At 63.2% G+C, this 15332-nt stretch carries 15 protein-coding genes; 7 read left to right on the top strand and 8 right to left on the bottom strand.

Annotated elements, in window-relative coordinates; all coding sequences use genetic code 11:
- Window positions 1–32 precede the first annotated feature (32 nt).
- The 3 genes from ACIGJG_RS02725 to ACIGJG_RS02715 all read left to right on the top strand — a co-directional run bounded on the left by ACIGJG_RS02725 (window position 33) and on the right by ACIGJG_RS02715 (window position 1911).
- The gene (locus tag ACIGJG_RS02725; protein WP_483672725.1) at window positions 33–599 is read left to right on the top strand and encodes a cold shock domain-containing protein; all 567 of its coding nucleotides are present in this window, start codon (window positions 33–35) and stop codon (window positions 597–599) included.
- A 311-nt stretch (window positions 600–910) separates the two neighbouring features.
- Window positions 911–1384, top strand: a complete 474-nt coding sequence (locus ACIGJG_RS02720; RefSeq protein WP_041679817.1) for a hypothetical protein — start codon at window positions 911–913, stop codon at window positions 1382–1384.
- On the top strand, window positions 1381–1911 hold the full coding sequence (locus tag ACIGJG_RS02715; RefSeq protein ID WP_220631302.1) for a YMGG-like glycine zipper-containing protein: 531 nt from the start codon (window positions 1381–1383) through the stop codon (window positions 1909–1911). The genes ACIGJG_RS02720 and ACIGJG_RS02715 overlap by 4 nt, the downstream gene beginning before the upstream one ends.
- A 10-nt stretch (window positions 1912–1921) precedes the next feature.
- Here the strand turns inward: ACIGJG_RS02715 and ACIGJG_RS02710 are convergent, their stop codons facing one another.
- The 8 genes from ACIGJG_RS02710 to recA all read right to left on the bottom strand — a co-directional run bounded on the left by ACIGJG_RS02710 (window position 1922) and on the right by recA (window position 10386).
- On the bottom strand, window positions 1922–3718 hold the full coding sequence (locus tag ACIGJG_RS02710) for a PglL family O-oligosaccharyltransferase (RefSeq protein WP_483673045.1): 1797 nt from the start codon (window positions 3716–3718) through the stop codon (window positions 1922–1924).
- Window positions 3719–3811: 93 nt separating this feature from the next.
- Window positions 3812–4279, bottom strand: coding sequence for a pilin (locus tag ACIGJG_RS02705; protein ID WP_483672724.1), 468 nt, complete (start codon window positions 4277–4279; stop codon window positions 3812–3814).
- Window positions 4280–4592: 313 nt separating this feature from the next.
- On the bottom strand, window positions 4593–5288 hold the full coding sequence (locus tag ACIGJG_RS02700) for a TerC family protein (protein WP_011296721.1): 696 nt from the start codon (window positions 5286–5288) through the stop codon (window positions 4593–4595).
- A gap of 271 nt (window positions 5289–5559) precedes the next feature.
- Window positions 5560–6441, bottom strand: a complete 882-nt coding sequence (gene sucD, locus ACIGJG_RS02695) for a succinate--CoA ligase subunit alpha (RefSeq protein ID WP_011296720.1) — start codon at window positions 6439–6441, stop codon at window positions 5560–5562.
- Window positions 6442–6530: 89 nt separating this feature from the next.
- Window positions 6531–7700, bottom strand: a complete 1170-nt coding sequence (gene sucC / locus ACIGJG_RS02690) for an ADP-forming succinate--CoA ligase subunit beta (RefSeq protein ID WP_011296719.1) — start codon at window positions 7698–7700, stop codon at window positions 6531–6533.
- Window positions 7701–7787: 87 nt separating this feature from the next.
- Window positions 7788–8462: a DUF2889 domain-containing protein gene (locus ACIGJG_RS02685; protein ID WP_011296718.1), complete on the bottom strand. Its 675-nt coding sequence runs from the start codon at window positions 8460–8462 to the stop codon at window positions 7788–7790.
- Between the two features lie 290 nt (window positions 8463–8752).
- Window positions 8753–9223 (bottom strand): recombination regulator RecX, encoded by a 471-nt coding sequence (gene recX / locus ACIGJG_RS02680; RefSeq protein ID WP_483672723.1) that lies wholly within the window; start codon window positions 9221–9223, stop codon window positions 8753–8755.
- Window positions 9224–9324: 101 nt separating this feature from the next.
- Window positions 9325–10386, bottom strand: a complete 1062-nt coding sequence (recA, locus tag ACIGJG_RS02675; RefSeq protein ID WP_011296716.1) for a recombinase RecA — start codon at window positions 10384–10386, stop codon at window positions 9325–9327.
- Window positions 10387–10647: 261 nt separating this feature from the next.
- Here recA and ACIGJG_RS02670 point away from each other — a divergent pair, with 261 nt between their 5' ends.
- The 4 genes from ACIGJG_RS02670 (at window position 10648) to ACIGJG_RS02655 (ending at window position 15251) form a co-directional block, all read left to right on the top strand.
- Window positions 10648–11337 (top strand): response regulator, encoded by a 690-nt coding sequence (locus tag ACIGJG_RS02670; RefSeq protein ID WP_011296715.1) that lies wholly within the window; start codon window positions 10648–10650, stop codon window positions 11335–11337.
- A gap of 75 nt (window positions 11338–11412) precedes the next feature.
- Window positions 11413–12975 carry a sensor histidine kinase N-terminal domain-containing protein gene (locus tag ACIGJG_RS02665; RefSeq protein WP_483672722.1) on the top strand — a complete coding sequence of 521 codons (1563 nt, stop codon included), beginning with the start codon at window positions 11413–11415 and terminating at the stop codon, window positions 12973–12975.
- Complete coding sequence (locus ACIGJG_RS02660) at window positions 12972–13292, top strand: DUF4212 domain-containing protein (RefSeq protein ID WP_483672721.1); 321 nt, start codon at window positions 12972–12974, stop codon at window positions 13290–13292. The genes ACIGJG_RS02665 and ACIGJG_RS02660 overlap by 4 nt, the downstream gene beginning before the upstream one ends.
- A gap of 261 nt (window positions 13293–13553) precedes the next feature.
- Window positions 13554–15251 carry an MFS transporter gene (locus ACIGJG_RS02655; protein ID WP_483672720.1) on the top strand — a complete coding sequence of 566 codons (1698 nt, stop codon included), beginning with the start codon at window positions 13554–13556 and terminating at the stop codon, window positions 15249–15251.
- Window positions 15252–15332 lie beyond the last annotated feature (81 nt).

Raw genomic sequence — 15332 nt, 5'->3', positions numbered from 1 at the left:
TTCACCCCACAATGGCTGCACCCTCAAAACTCATGAACACACGCATCAGCGGCACCCTCAAAAGCTGGAACAAGGACAAGGGGTTCGGGTTTATTGCCCCGTCGAATGGTGGTCGGGACATCTTCGTTCATATTTCGGACTACCCGAGGCAGGGTGGCATGCCGAAGATTGGTGAGTCATTGACGTTCCTTGTCACGCTCAACCAGGACGGGAAGAATAAGGCCATCAACGTTCAACGGCCGGGGGTCCCTCTGACGGCACCATACCGAAGTCGTATGAAACCGCCGGCGCGCCAGGAAAAATCACTTGGATCTCGCCTGGTCGGATTGGTCACTGTTGCTGCACTTTGCGCTTTTGGATACAAGTACTTCGCCCCCAAGTCCGGCGCATCGGAAACTTTGCCCTTGGAGGCCAATATGGCCACAATCTCGGCAGCGTCCACCGCATTCAGTTGTGATGGCAGGACACATTGTTCGCAAATGACCTCCTGCAGTGAAGCCAAGTTTTTCCTGAAAAGCTGTCCAAACACTCAGATGGACGGGGATAGCGATGGCATACCCTGTGAATCCCAGTGGTGTACTAGCGCCTTTTCCAGATAGCGGTCGGGCGACTTCCGCCAATGTCGCGCAAACATATGTATTAACACCCGGCCCAGGCAGTCGGCCGGGACGTGATGATGCACGGACCGAGGCCTCGAAGTACCGTTGACGATGCCTCGATTCTTGCAACATCTTCCCAATGCGTACCGCCACTGCAGTGCACCGTAATAAAGGTAACGCTGCATTTCGCCAGCCGATGCGGCACCGCCGGCAAGCGTAAATTGGTATTCAATAGCAATCAGGCCGGCATGGCCGGAAAGGCTGTTGCACTGCAGTGCCGCGGCCTGGAACCTTCGCAAAGGGTGGATTCCATGAACGGGCGCAAGCTTTGCCAGTTGGCGCTGGCCCTCGCGGCGGTCACCGCCACCGGCGCCGCGATTGCGGGCCGGGGCTACTACCATGGTGGTGGCTACCATGGCGGCGGCTATTACCACGGTGGCTACTATCACGGGTTCTACCCATCGGTGGGGGTGTACTTCGGGCCAGGCTGGTATGGTGGCTACCCATACGGCTATGGCTACCCATACCCGTACTACTATCCGCCTGCCGTCATGGCGGCGCCTGCATCGCCGCCGCAATACATCGAACAGGGTCCGAACGGTCCTGTTCCTGCGCCCGGGCCTGAACAGTCCGCCCCACAAACGCCGGACCAGGCGTGGTGGTACCACTGCAACCAGCCGGAAGGCTACTACCCGTATATCCATGCATGCCCGGGCGGCTGGCAGCGGGTGCCGGCACAGCCGCCATCCAGCTCCGAAGCACCTGAGTCGAGGATGTCATCATGAAGGCACGTGTCCAATCCGTCAGCCGCTCGCTCGTCGTAGCGATGTCCGCTGCGACGGTGGCATTGGGTGCCTGCGCCGTGCTGCCATCGGGCCCCTCCGTGACGGTATTGCCCGGCACCGGCAAGACGTTTGACCAGTTCCGCGCCGATGACGGCAACTGCCGGCAGTACGCGTTCGGGCAGGTCGGCGGCGTCAGTTCGGCGCAGGCGGCGAATACCAGTGCTGTGGGCAGTACTGTGGTCGGTACCGCGCTGGGAGCGGCCGCGGGCGCAGCATTCGGCGGCGGCGAAGGCGCGGCCGTGGGTGCCGGCGTAGGCCTCCTGACCGGCGCAGCATTTGGGGCAAGCAATGCGCAGTACTCGGGCTACGGCACGCAGCACCAGTATGACGCGGCTTACCTCCAGTGCATGTATGCCAGCGGCCACCGCGTGCCGGTCTACGGCAACGTCTCAACGGTTACGCGGCCGGCGGCGTCGTACTACTACCCTCCGCCGCCTCCGCCGCCCGGCTACGTCAGGCCGTACTGACAACGCCGCCCTATTCCGGCATGCGCCGCGCCTGTTCGCGGATCCATCTGCAGAACTCGCGCGGCCGCTCGGCCTCCGCTAGCTCGTGGCAAGCGTTGTCCAGCGTGGCGTACTGGTTCGGTTCATCGCCAAGATAGTAGTAGCGCAGGCGTTCCAGCCATGCGCGGCCCTGCGCGGCATCGCCCGTCAGTGCCATCAGCCAGGCGGTACGGGCAATCATCGTCGGCGTCGGCAGCAGATGCACCGCTGCGATATGGGCAGGCAGCAAATCCGCTGCATTGCCGGGGGTGATGATGACCCGTTCGGCTACATCGGCCGATGCATACGGGCGAAACCAGTATGCCGGCATCGGCAGCGTGGCACGCCGTTCGCGGGGAGCATACTCTCGCGCCTCGGCGCGACGGTAGTCCTGCCACATCGTCGCGAGCACGATCGCACTGACCGCCGCAAAGCCTGCCAGCAGTCCCAGCGACAGCCAGCGCGGCAGATGCCAGCGTCCAAAGCCGCGCGGCTCGAGCCAGCCCAACATGAAGCAGAATGGCAGGAAGAAGTACAGGTAGTGCAGCGGGTACTCGAGCATCGAATGCGCGCATAGCATGGCCAGCCACGTGAGCACGACGATGGCTTGCGCCCTTTCTTCGTTATCCGCGTGCCAGATGCGCACACGCACCACCCGCCACAGCCATCCCAGCAGTACCAGCGCGACACCGGCCATACCGACGATGCCGGTCTTCGCCAGCAAATCGAGCACTGCGTTGTGCGCATGCAGTGACATCTCGACCTTTACGCCGACCTGCGGCAACTGCTGGAACTGGGCCCAACCGAATTCGCCCCAGCCGACACCGAGCCATGGGTGCGATCGAAACATCGCCCACGCGTGCGTCCACAGCGCGCTGCGGGCGGACATCTGGTCTGCGGCCTGCAGTTGCGCAAGGGTGTCGAACAGGCGCCAGTCGAAGGCGTGGCCGGCTGTCTTGATGATGGGCTGCAGTACCAGCAAAACGGCGACCATCACAACCGCCGCGACCAGCAGCCCCGTGGGCCGGCGCATCGGATCGACATCATGGCGCGTATCGCGCGCGAGCCACGCGGCGATGACGGCGTACAGCGCGGCGAGACCCACGTGGAGCACGCCGGTGCGGGAACCGGACAATATGATGCCGCTTTCAAGCAGCACCACGGCGATCAGCCACATAGGGAATCGAAGCTTGCCGCGTGAGGCGAGCCAGGTCGCCGCGACAAGCGCCATGCCTTCCACGGTGGCCTGGTGGTTAGGCTGGTTCAGGTTGCCCCAGAGGCGGCGGTTGTCGTCGTAAAAATAGGAGGAGACGAGGCCGAACGAGCGGGATTCAAGGTGGAAGAGCTGGACCCATTGGGAAATGGTGCCGAGGAGGCCTGCTAGGAGGAAGGCCGTGGCGAGGGCATCTGTGATAGCTGAGCGTGTGTCAGGCGAAGCAGACGAACGGTAACGCCAGACCGCGGGCATGAGTGCCGCGCCGAGACCGAGCGTGAGTTGCGTTGCGAACCGGCTGCCGGTGACGTCATCGAATCCGGTGGCGGACTGGATGGTTCCGAGAATGACGAGCCATAGGGGGAGGCTGGCGATCCACGGGATGTTTGCATCCGATCCGCGTGAAGACCGCAGCGCGAATACGGTGAGCAAAGCTGCCAGTAGCAGGAACACTGCCGCTGCTGCCCACTCGCCATAGAACGTAGCCATCGGCAATGTGTGCCGGGATACCAGTAGTGGGAAAGCAATCGTGAGGACGAGGAAGATCGCCGGGGTGGCGGTCTTAGACTGCGGCATGCGGCGCCTTGCGGGGAAAAGGCGCATGATAGCTTGGTTGTTGGATAAAGAAAAAGGCGCCCAAAGGCGCCTAAAATCCAAGCCGCACTGTGTTTAGATGCCAGTCTGCGACTTGGTGCAAGCAGCCGCGCCACCGGTAGCGCCAGCCCACGTCACAGCGTTGGTACCAACGGTAGGCGTCAGCGTTACCGTACATCCCGGTGCGGCCAATGCCCCTGCACCAGTAACAACAATTGCTGCAGTCGCAGCGGTCAACGTCACAGTGCCATTGACCGGGTTTTGAATACCAGGATAACCCACGGTAGTAGTGAGCTTGGCCACGGTATCGCACGAGCCCAGAGCTCCGCTGTTATTTTGAAGACACTCCGCGATCGCCATCTTAAGCGTGGAAACGGAGGTGATATTGTCGCTCCAGCGTGAACGAGTAACATAATCCTGATACTGCGGAATAGCAATCGCCGCCAAAATACCAATGATCGCCACAACGATCATCAGTTCGATCAGCGTAAAGCCCTTCTGAACCCGACGGCCCAGCTTCTTGATTTGTTGTACCCGTTGCATGAGATGACCCCTCGAAGAGATTTTAGGTTGATGCACTGCACGTCTTCGATTTTGTGAAGTGCGGGGAGGCTAGAGCAGGTACTGTGCCAGGCACCGATACCCCACGAATCGGGGGTTAGGCGACAAATTTCGTCACTTGGTGAGCGCGCACGGTGCCCCAGCACCAAAAATTGTCAGTTGTCTGCCAATGTCTCGTGCCAGACCGACAAAATGTGCGATAACTCACATAAGTTAGTTCCGCATTTTCCGGCGCTGCATCAGCAGAAAGGGCAGCCACCAGGGCTGCCCTTTGCTTTGTGGACGCTTGCCTGCGTTAAGCCGTCTGTGCCGTCCGACGGCTCATCAGCTTGCCGACGACCACCACCAGGATCGCGCCGATGGCGCCGAACACCAGATGGGCATGCGGCACGTGCACTTCAAACCAGGCTGCGTCGACCGGATCGCTCACCAGCATTTCGCCAGCCAGATAGCCCAGCAGCGCGGCGCCCAGCACGATGATGACCGGGAAGCGCTCCATGACCTTCAGCAGGATGGTGCTGCCGAACACGATCAGCGGGATCGACAGGCCCAGGCCCAGGATCAGAAGCATCAGCTGGCTGCCTTCGGGGCCCTTCTGCGCGGCGGCGGCGACGGCGACCACGTTGTCGAGCGACATCACCAGGTCGGCGATCAGGATCGTGCGGATGGCGGCCCAGATATTGTCCTTGGCGTCGTGACCGTCTTCGTCATCTTCGCCAGTCAGCAGTTGCACGCCGATATAGACGAGCAGCACGGCGCCGATGATCTTCAGGTACGGCAGGCTCAGCAGCTTGACGGCTGCCACGGTCAGCACGACCCGCATGATGATGGCGGCGGCGCTGCCCCAGAAAATGGCCTTCTTCTGCTGCTTGGGCGGCAGATTGCGCGAGGCGAGCGCGATCACCACCGCGTTGTCGCCTGACAGGACGATGTTGGTCAGGATGATCGATCCCAACGCAATCCAGAACGTGGTGGAAGACAGCAGTTCCACGGCAGTGCTCCTCTAGGTTTCTATCTATATGTCCGACACCGCCCGATTGCGGCAGTTCGGATGTCTGAGAAAACAGACATGTATATCGCGCGAACCTTTCGATTCGGTTTCAAATCACGGGCAATCGACTCCGGAAATACCCTAGGAAGCACGTCGCCACAATGACATTGCCCCCGCACAGTGGCGGGGGCAAACCCGTCCCGGCCGAAGTCCGGGGCGGTTCAACACTGGCCCTGGGCGCCACGTGACGCGCAAGGCACGATGGTGTTGCTTACAGCTTTGCCTTCAGCAGGCGAGCCATTTCCGACGGGTTCTTGGTCACCGTGATACCGCAGGCTTCCATGATTTCCAGCTTGGCCTGGGCGGTGTCGGCACCACCCGAGATCAGCGCGCCGGCGTGGCCCATGCGCTTGCCCGGAGGCGCGGTCACGCCAGCGATGAAGCCAACCACCGGCTTCTTCATGTTGTCCTTGATCCAGTAAGCCGCGTTGGCTTCGTCCGGACCGCCGATTTCACCGATCATGACCACGGCGTCCGTTTCCGGATCGTCGTTGAACATCTTCATGACGTCGATGTGCTTCAGGCCGTTGATCGGGTCGCCGCCGATACCGACAGCCGACGACTGGCCCAGGCCCAGCGCGGTCAGCTGGCCCACGGCTTCGTACGTCAGCGTGCCCGAGCGCGACACCACGCCGATGCGGCCCTTGCGGTGGATGTGACCCGGCATGATGCCGATCTTGATTTCGTCCGGCGTGATCAGGCCCGGGCAGTTCGGTCCCAGCAGCAGGGTCTTCTTGTTCTCGCGGCGCATGCGGTCCTTGACTTCCATCATGTCGCGCACGGGGATGCCTTCGGTGATGCAGACCACCAGGTCCAGGTCGGCGTCAACGGCTTCCCAGATGGCGGCAGCGGCGCCTGCGGGCGGCACGTAGATCACGGAAACCGTGGCGCCGGTCTGGGCCTTGGCGTCCTTGACGCTCGCGTAGATGGGAATGCCTTCGAAGTCTTCGCCGGCCTTCTTCGGGTTCACGCCAGCGACGAAGCAGTTCTTGCCGTTGGCGTAGTCACGGCAGCCACGGGTGTGGAACTGGCCGGTCTTGCCAGTGATGCCCTGGGTGATGACCTTGGTGTCTTTGTTGATCAGAATCGACATGCTTTAGTCCTTTGCTTGGCCTTTGGCAGCGCGGGCACGAAGCCACGCGCGCTGCCCAAGTGCGCTTGTGTTTGGTATCGGCGCCCGGCTTACTTCTTGCCGGCGGCAGCGGCCACAACCTTCTGGGCCGCTTCTTCCATCGTGTCCGCGGCGATGATCGGCAGGCCCGAATCGGCCAGCATCTTCTTGCCCAGATCTTCGTTGGTGCCCTTCATGCGCACGACCAGCGGTACCGTCAGGTTCACGGCCTTCGACGCCGAGATCACGCCTTCGGCGATCACGTCGCAGCGCATGATGCCGCCGAAGATGTTCACCAGGATGGCTTCCACGTTCGGGTTCTTGAGCATCAGCTTGAAGGCTTCGGTCACCTTCTCGGTGGTGGCACCGCCGCCCACGTCTAGGAAGTTGGCCGGCTCGCCGCCGAACAGCTTGATGGTGTCCATGGTGGCCATGGCCAGGCCAGCGCCGTTCACCAGGCAGCCGATGTTGCCGTCCAGCGAGATGTAGGCCAGGTCGAACTTCGAGGCTTCGATTTCGTTGGCGTCTTCCTCATCCAGGTCGCGGTAGGCGACGATTTCCGGATGACGGAACAGCGCGTTCGAGTCGAAGTTGAACTTCGCGTCCAGCGCGATGACCTTGCCTTCGCCGGTCAGGATCAGCGGGTTGATTTCGGCCAGCGAAGCGTCGGTGTCGTAGAACGCCTTGTACAGGCCTTGCAGGGCCTGGCGAGCCTGGGCAACCGAAGCGTCGGGCACGCCGATCTTGCGGGCGATGTCGTCAGCGTCAGCGTCGGTCAGGCCGGTCGACGGCTCGATGATCAGCGTGTGGATCTTTTCCGGGGTGTGGGCAGCGACTTCCTCGATGTCCATGCCGCCTTCGCTCGATGCCATCAGGGCGATCTTCTGCGAAACGCGGTCCACCACCAGCGAAACGTACAGTTCCTTCTTGATGTCGGCGCCTTCTTCGATCAGCAGGCGGTTGACCTTCTTGCCTTCCGGACCGGTCTGGTGCGTGACCAGTTGCATGCCCAGGATGTTGGTGGCGTAGGTCTTGACGTCGTCGATGCTCTTGGCAACCTTCACGCCGCCGCCCTTGCCGCGGCCACCCGCATGAATTTGCGCCTTGACCACCCAAACCGGGCCGCCAAGCTCTTCTGCGGCCTTCAGGGCCTCGGCGACCGAGAACGCGGGGATGCCGCGCGGAACCGGCACATTGTATTTGCGCAGGATTTCCTTGCCTTGGTACTCATGGATATTCATGCGTGTTTCCTTTCGGGTAGGCGTAAAAGGTAGAAGGGGAAGAATCTGAAAAAGACGAACTCTCTCGTCCGTGGCCGATCCTGAGAATCAGCCGGAAGTGCCGGTTGGCCGGTCGTACGGAACATTGCCGTTGCCGGCTGCCGCTTGCGCCTGAGGCGTGTTCGCAGCGGCCTGCTCCGCCTCGGCCCGAACCTTGGGCTTCGGCTGGTGACCATACCAGCGCGGGTAAAACTCTCGGACCACCTCGCCGTCGAAGCGCAGCGCGTGGCAGCCGTTCAACTGGTAAGGCGGTTCGGGATTGGGATCGTCGTCGCCGCCATCGCGAATGCTGATGACTTCGCCGGCGAAAGCCTGGATCGCTGTACTCGGCAGCACGCCCGCAGCTTCGGTCAGATGCGAGCAGCCCTGGATACCGGACAGGCGCTCCTTGACCGCCTTGCGGAAGCCCTTGCGCAGGTTCAGCCCGATCAGCTTGCGGTAAGCCGGACCGATCTGATCGCAGTGTCCCGGATAAGGCACCCAGTCGGAGCAAGCCTCCGCGTCCAGCACGTTCAACGCCTCGTCGATCGTGACGCGCAGCCACAGGTCGTGCAACGGCTGTCCGACCGGTCGGATGCGGTTGCCCGCCAGGGCGATATCACGGGGCTTGGTGTCGGTCAGGCGCACCTCGATGTCCCACAAGCCGTCTTCCCTTAGGTAAGCCTGGGCCGTAATGGCGCGGGTATGGCGCGGGGAGCGGTTGACGGGCTGGGAAAGAGGCATGACCAGGCTGGGGAATACAGGTGCGAGGTACCGCGCAAACGCTGCGGCGCCGAAAAACCTGAGGAGTTTAACATGCCGGGGCGCTTTGCCCGGGAACATCGGCACGCGCGAACTGTCGGCGGCGGATTGTCGGCCAACCAGAAAGGGAAAATCGGGGAATACACGCCGTATGCGCCGCACCCGGTGACGGAGCCGCCTCGCGCTCTGGGGCATACCGTCGAATACACATGTAGCCAGTACTGGTATTCCCTTTTAAACCGGCCCGAAGGGCGACCGCCCGCGCACTCGATTTACTCGAAATCGTCAGGCAGTTCGTCCTCCGCGCCCTGAATCACCTTGCCAATCACCGAACGCGAAAATCCGCGGGTCATCATGAAACGGATCTGCTTGGCCCGCTCTTCCGGCGTCGCCGGCGGGGTGCCGAAGCGCTTGCGCCAGACCTCGCGTGCGCGGTCGGATTCGGTTTCGCGCAGCCGCTCCTGCAGTTCGCCGAGTTGCTCACTGCCAAGCTTGTGGTTCTTGGCCTCCTGCAGCACACGCGCAGCGCCATAGCGGCTGCCACGCCGGTGCAGCAGGCTGTCGGCAAAGCGCTGGTTGGACAGCCAGTTTTCCCGCTCCAGCGCATCCAGTAACTGTTCGAGCTGCTCCGGCGATTCCGCGTGCGGCGCAAGCTTTCGCGCCAGTTCGGCGCGGCTATGCTCACGGCGCGAGAGGTAACCCACGGCGCGGGCCTTCAGGGATAGCGGGGGGCGGGTGGACATCAGCGCGGTTCAGGAAAACGAGGGATCAAGCAAGAGGAAACAAAAAAGGCTGGCGCATCGGCGATGCGCCAGCCCTTGGGAGCGTGCCTGCCGGCCGGCGCTCAGTCTTCCGTCACGACCTCGGCCGCCGGAACACTGTTCATCGGCGCAACGCCCAGCGCGGCGCGGACCTTGTTCTCGATTTCCTGAGCGATGTCGGGATTTTCGCGCAGGTACTCGCGCGCATTGTCCTTGCCCTGCCCGATCTTGTCGCCGTTGTAGCTGTACCAGGCGCCCGACTTCTCGACGATCTTGGCGTCCACGCCGAGGTCGATGATCTCGCCCTGGCGCGAGATGCCCTGGCCATAGAGGATGTCGAAGAAGGCCTCGCGGAACGGCGGCGATACCTTGTTCTTGACCACCTTGACCTTGGTCTCGTTGCCGATCACGTCGTCACCCTTCTTGATCGAGCCGATGCGGCGGATGTCCAGGCGCACGGAAGCGTAGAACTTCAGCGCATTGCCGCCCGTGGTCGTTTCAGGCGAACCGAACATCACACCGATCTTCATACGGATCTGGTTGATGAAGATCACCAGGCAGTTGGTGCGCTTGATGGTGCCGGTCAGCTTGCGCAGCGCCTGGCTCATCAGGCGGGCCTGCAGGCCGGGCAGCGAATCACCCATTTCGCCTTCGATTTCAGCCTTCGGCACCAGCGCGGCCACCGAGTCGATCACGATCAGGTCGATCGAGCCCGAGCGCACCAGCGCATCGGTGATTTCGAGCGCTTGTTCGCCAGTGTCCGGCTGGGAGATCAGCAGCTCGCCCACGTCCACGCCAAGCTTGGAGGCGTAGTTGACGTCGAGCGCGTGCTCGGCATCGATAAAGGCGCAGGTGCCGCCAAGCTTCTGCATTTCGGCAACGACCTGCAGCGTCAGCGTGGTCTTGCCCGACGATTCCGGGCCGTAGATCTCGACCACGCGGCCGCGCGGCAGGCCGCCGACGCCCAGCGCGATGTCAAGGCCGAGGGAGCCGGTGGAGACCACCTGGATGTCCTTCTCGACCTCGCCGTCGCCCATGCGCATGATCGAGCCCTTGCCAAACTGCTTCTCGATCTGCGAGAGCGCGGCGGCAAGCGCCTTCTGCTTCTCGGCGCTCAGGCCGGCACCTGCCTTCTTGTCATCCATGGTGGTCCTTGAGTCAAATGTTGAGTCAATGGTGGTATAAATAAGTCGAATGTGGCGCGACACCGGCTTTTTCCGATTGTTCCGATCGACTTCCGGATCAGTGCGCCTCAACTACAAAATCACCCGACTGCCTGCACAGCCGCCTTCTGCGGCGGCCTGCGCGGAATGTGCGGGTACTGTATAAAAAAACAGTATGCTTGGCAAGCCCTGTCCGCATCGTTTGCGTGGCGACTGGCAATGCCGGCCGTGGTGGAGACAACCATGCGCATTCTGATTGCCGAAGATGACGATGTGCTTGCCGACGGCCTGACGCGCTCGCTGCGTCACTCCGGCTATGCGGTCGACCATGTCGCGAACGGTCTCGAGGCCGATTCCGCATTATCGACCCAGACGTTCGACCTGCTGATCCTGGATCTGGGCCTGCCTCGCATGCCGGGTCTGGAAGTGCTCAAGCGCCTGCGCGCGCGCGGCGCCATGCTGCCGGTGCTGATCCTGACCGCTGCCGACGGCGTCGATGAGCGCGTCAAGGGACTGGACCTCGGTGCTGACGACTATATGGCAAAACCGTTCGCGTTGTCCGAACTCGAAGCCCGGGTGCGCGCGCTGGTGCGCCGCGGCGCCGGCGGCGGCGCGACGCTGATGCGCCACGGGCCGCTCGCCTTCGACCAGGTCGGTCGCATTGCCTATATGAACGAGCAGATGCTGGACTTGTCGGCACGCGAGGTCGGCCTGCTCGAGATCCTCCTCACTCGCTGCGGGCGGCTGGTCTCCAAGGAACAACTCGTGGACCATCTGTGCGAGTGGGGCGAAGAGGTCAGCAACAACGCGATCGAGGTCTACGTGCACCGGCTGCGCAAAAAGATCGAAGTTGGCGGCATCCGCATTGCCACGGTACGCGGGCTGGGCTACTGCCTGGAGAAGTTCCAGCCAAGCGTGGCCGCGCATAGCTGACCCGCATCCGCTGCGCTTCCCGCCACGTTACTGAGCAGCCGATCACTCGACCGAATCCGCCCACACTTTGCCGAGATGAGCTTGCTGCGACTGCCATGGCGGCATCCGCCCGCCAAGCATCCCGTCCCTCCCCCCGGTGCCGCCACACCGGGCGACCCGGACGACCCGGACGACCTGGCCGATGCTCTGCCCCACCTGGAGGAGAGCACCGGCCAGCCTGCCCCGCGCTCGCTGTTCGGCGAGATCCTGGACTGGATGCTGGCGCCGCTGCTGCTGCTCTGGCCGATGAGCATCGCGGTCACGTACCTCGTCGCGAAGTCCATCGCCAACGGGCCGTTCGACCGTGCGCTGGAAGCCAGCGCCATCGTGCTGTCGCAGCAGGTCCGCGAAGTGAACGGCCGCGTCACGCTGCAGCTGCCGCTGTCGGCGCGCGAGATCCTGCGCGCGGACGAAACCGACAACATTTACTACCAGATCGTCGGCAAGCGCGGTGAGTATGTGGCCGGCGACCACGACCTGCCACTGCCGTCCGAGGAGGACGAGGGCCATCCCGGCCTGGTATCGCTGCGCGATGACCGCGTGTCGGGCAACGACGTGCGCGTGGCCTATACCTATATCGATCTCAAGAACGTAGGCGGCAACCAGCCCGTGCTGGTGCAGGTGGCCGAGACCCTCGACAAGCGCGCGCGCCTGGCCAACGAAATCATCAAGGGCGTGATCCTGCCGCAGTTCGTGATCCTGCCGCTGGCTGTGGTGCTCGTGTGGTTCGGGCTCTCGCGCGGACTGGCGCCGCTCACGGCGATCCAGCAACGCATCCGCGCGCGCAATCCCGGCGACACCAGCCCCATCGACGAACGCGCGGCGCCGCAGGAAATCACGCCGCTGGTCGCATCGTTCAACGAACTGCTCGCGCGGCTGGACCAGTCGGTGCAGACGCAGAAGCGCTTCATTGCCGATGCCGCGCACCAGATGAAAACGCCGCTGGCCGGACTGCGCATGCAGGCGGAACTGGCCCAGCGCGAACAGTCGCCCGAGGAATTGCGCCGCTCGCTCGCGCAGATCGCCGGCAGTTCGGAACGCACGGCGCACCTGGTCACGCAATTGCTGTCGCTTGCGCGCATGGAAAACCTGGCCGGCGCCGGCAGCATGGCGGCGCTGGACCTGGCCGCGCTCGCGCGCGAGGTCGTGAAGGACTGGCTGCCGCGCGCCTGGGCCCGTCAGATCGACCTGGGACTCGATGCCGACGATCACCCGGTCATGGTGCAGGGCAACCGGCTGATGCTCACGGAAATGCTGAACAACCTGCTCGACAACGCCATCCGCTATACGCCGATCGGCGGCCACGCCACCGTGCGCGTCACCGCCGATGCCTTCGAGCCGTTCGCATATCTCGACGTGGAAGACACCGGTCCCGGCATCGCGGCGGCGGACCGCGAGCGCGTGATGGAACGTTTCTACCGAGTGCTCGGCACCAACACCGAAGGCAGCGGCCTGGGCCTGGCGATCGTGCGCGAGATCGTGCAGCAGCACGGCGGCGAAGTCCGCATCGAGGACCACGTCTACCAGCAGGAGCCCCGGCTGGCCGGCGCGCGATTCCGCGTCACGCTGCGCCGTCCCGCACCGGAGGCATCAGCGTGAGCGCGCATCCGCCCGTCGATCCGGCACTCAAACGCTCGTGGCAGCGCAACCGGCGCTGGATCTGCGCGCTGCTCGCGGTCTGGTTCGTCGTGACCTTTGTCGTGAGCTGGTTCGCGCGCGACCTGCGCTTCGATTTCTTCGGCTGGCCGTTCTCGTTCTGGGTGGGTGCCCAGGGCGCGCTGGTCGTCTATGTCCTGATGACGGCGCTCTATGCCTGGCGCATGAACCGGGCTGACGACGAAGCTGACGCGGGCGTGCGCGACGCCCCCCCACTTCCGCAGGGCAATCCCGGCGATGTCAGCAAGGATGCTGCATAGCGTCACACCCGGATAGCGCGACGGCACGCCGTTTGCTGCACATTATTGCTCGCAGCGCAGCACGACAGGTGCCGTTACAGGCGCTGCGCGGGCTAGCGTATACCCCGACGTTTTGCGTGCAATAGCAAGGAAATTTGTCAGAACTCAGTAAGTTTCGCCTCCCAGAATCGTTTCAGCTCCGGTGCTACGGCTCCGCAGCGCGCCATGTCTTGCGGTGCGTCCGCGGCCTCACCGGTGACCCATTCAGACGGAGGAGACAACATGGCAAACGCGCAAAACGTAGCGATGCCCGGCGGGGGCGCGCAGAACGCACCGATGACAACCGAGGAGAAGAAGGTCATTCTGGCCTCGTCGCTCGGCACGGTGTTCGAGTGGTATGACTTTTACCTGTACGGCTCGCTGGCGGCAGTGATCGCCAAGCAGTTCTTCGCCGGTCTGGACCCGACCTCTGCGTTCATCTTCGCCCTGCTGGCATTCGCGGCAGGCTTCATCGTGCGCCCGTTCGGCGCGCTGGTGTTCGGCCGCCTCGGCGACATGATCGGCCGCAAGTACACCTTCCTGGTGACGATCCTGATCATGGGCCTGTCGACGTTCATCGTCGGCCTGCTCCCGGGCTACGCCACCATCGGCTGGGCCGCCCCGATCATCCTGATCGCGCTGCGCATGCTGCAGGGCCTCGCGCTCGGCGGCGAGTACGGCGGTGCCGCCACGTACGTGGCCGAGCATGCGCCGCACGGCAAGCGCGGTTCCTACACGGCCTGGATCCAGACCACCGCGACGCTGGGCCTGTTCCTGTCGCTGATCGTGATCCTGCTGTGCCGCGAGCTGACCGGTGCCAACTTCGAAGCCTGGGGCTGGCGTATTCCGTTCCTGGTCTCGATCCTGCTGCTGGCCATGTCGGTGTACATCCGCCTGTCGATGAGCGAGTCGCCGGCGTTCCAGCGCATGAAGGCCGAGGGCAAGACCTCGAAGGCTCCGCTGACCGAAGCGTTCGGCCAGTGGCGCAACCTGAAGATCGTGATCGTGGCGCTGGTGGGCCTGACCGCCGGCCAGGCCGTGGTCTGGTACACCGGCCAGTTCTACTCGCTGTTCTTCCTGACGCAGGTGCTCAAGGTCGATGCCAAGACGGCCAACCTGCTGATCGCCGGCGCGCTGGTGATCGGCACACCGTTCTTCCTGTTCTTCGGCTCGCTGTCGGACAAGATCGGCCGCAAGTGGATCATCATGCTGGGCTGCGCGCTCGCCGTGCTGACCTACTTCCCGCTGTTCAAGGCCCTGACGCACTATGCAAACCCGGCGCTCGAGCGTGCGCAGCAAACCGCGCAGATCGTTGTCACCGCCGACCCGAAGCAGTGCTCGTTCCAGGGCAGCCCGATCGCACGTGAAATCGACTTCCGCAGCTCCTGCGATATCGTCAAGCGTACGCTGGCCCAGGCATCGGCAAGCTATGAAGTGGTGCAGGCTCCGGCCGGCACGGTCGCTTCGGTGAAGATCGGCGACAAGGAGATCAAGGCGTTCGACGCTACCGTCACGGGCGGCCACAGCTTCGACGATGCCAGCAAGAAGCAGATCGCCGCGTTCAAGAAGGAGGTCGGCGAGTCCATGGCCGCGGCAGGCTACCCGACCAAGGCTGATCCGGCGCAGATGAACACCATCATGGTGCTGGTGGTCCTGGTGATTCTGGTGATCTATGTGACGATGGTGTACGGGCCGATCGCCGCCATGCTGGTGGAAATGTTCCCGACGCGTATCCGCTACTCGTCGATGTCGCTGCCCTACCATATCGGCAACGGCTGGTTCGGCGGGCTGCTGCCTACCATCTCGTTCGCGCTGGTCGCCCAGAACGGCAACATCTACTACGGCCTCTGGTACCCGATCATCATCGCCGCCGTCACCTTCGTGGTCGGTGCCCTGTTCGTGCGTGAAACCAAGGACGTGGACATCTACGCCCACGACTGAGCAACAGGTTAAGGCGAGACCGACCCGGTAATCGGTCGCTCCAGCCGGCAGGCCGCAAGGCCTGCCGGTTTTCTTTTCGGC

The organism is Cupriavidus sp. C1SS-2L, assembly GCF_057073735.1.
This window is presented reverse-complemented; position numbering and strand designations above follow the sequence as displayed.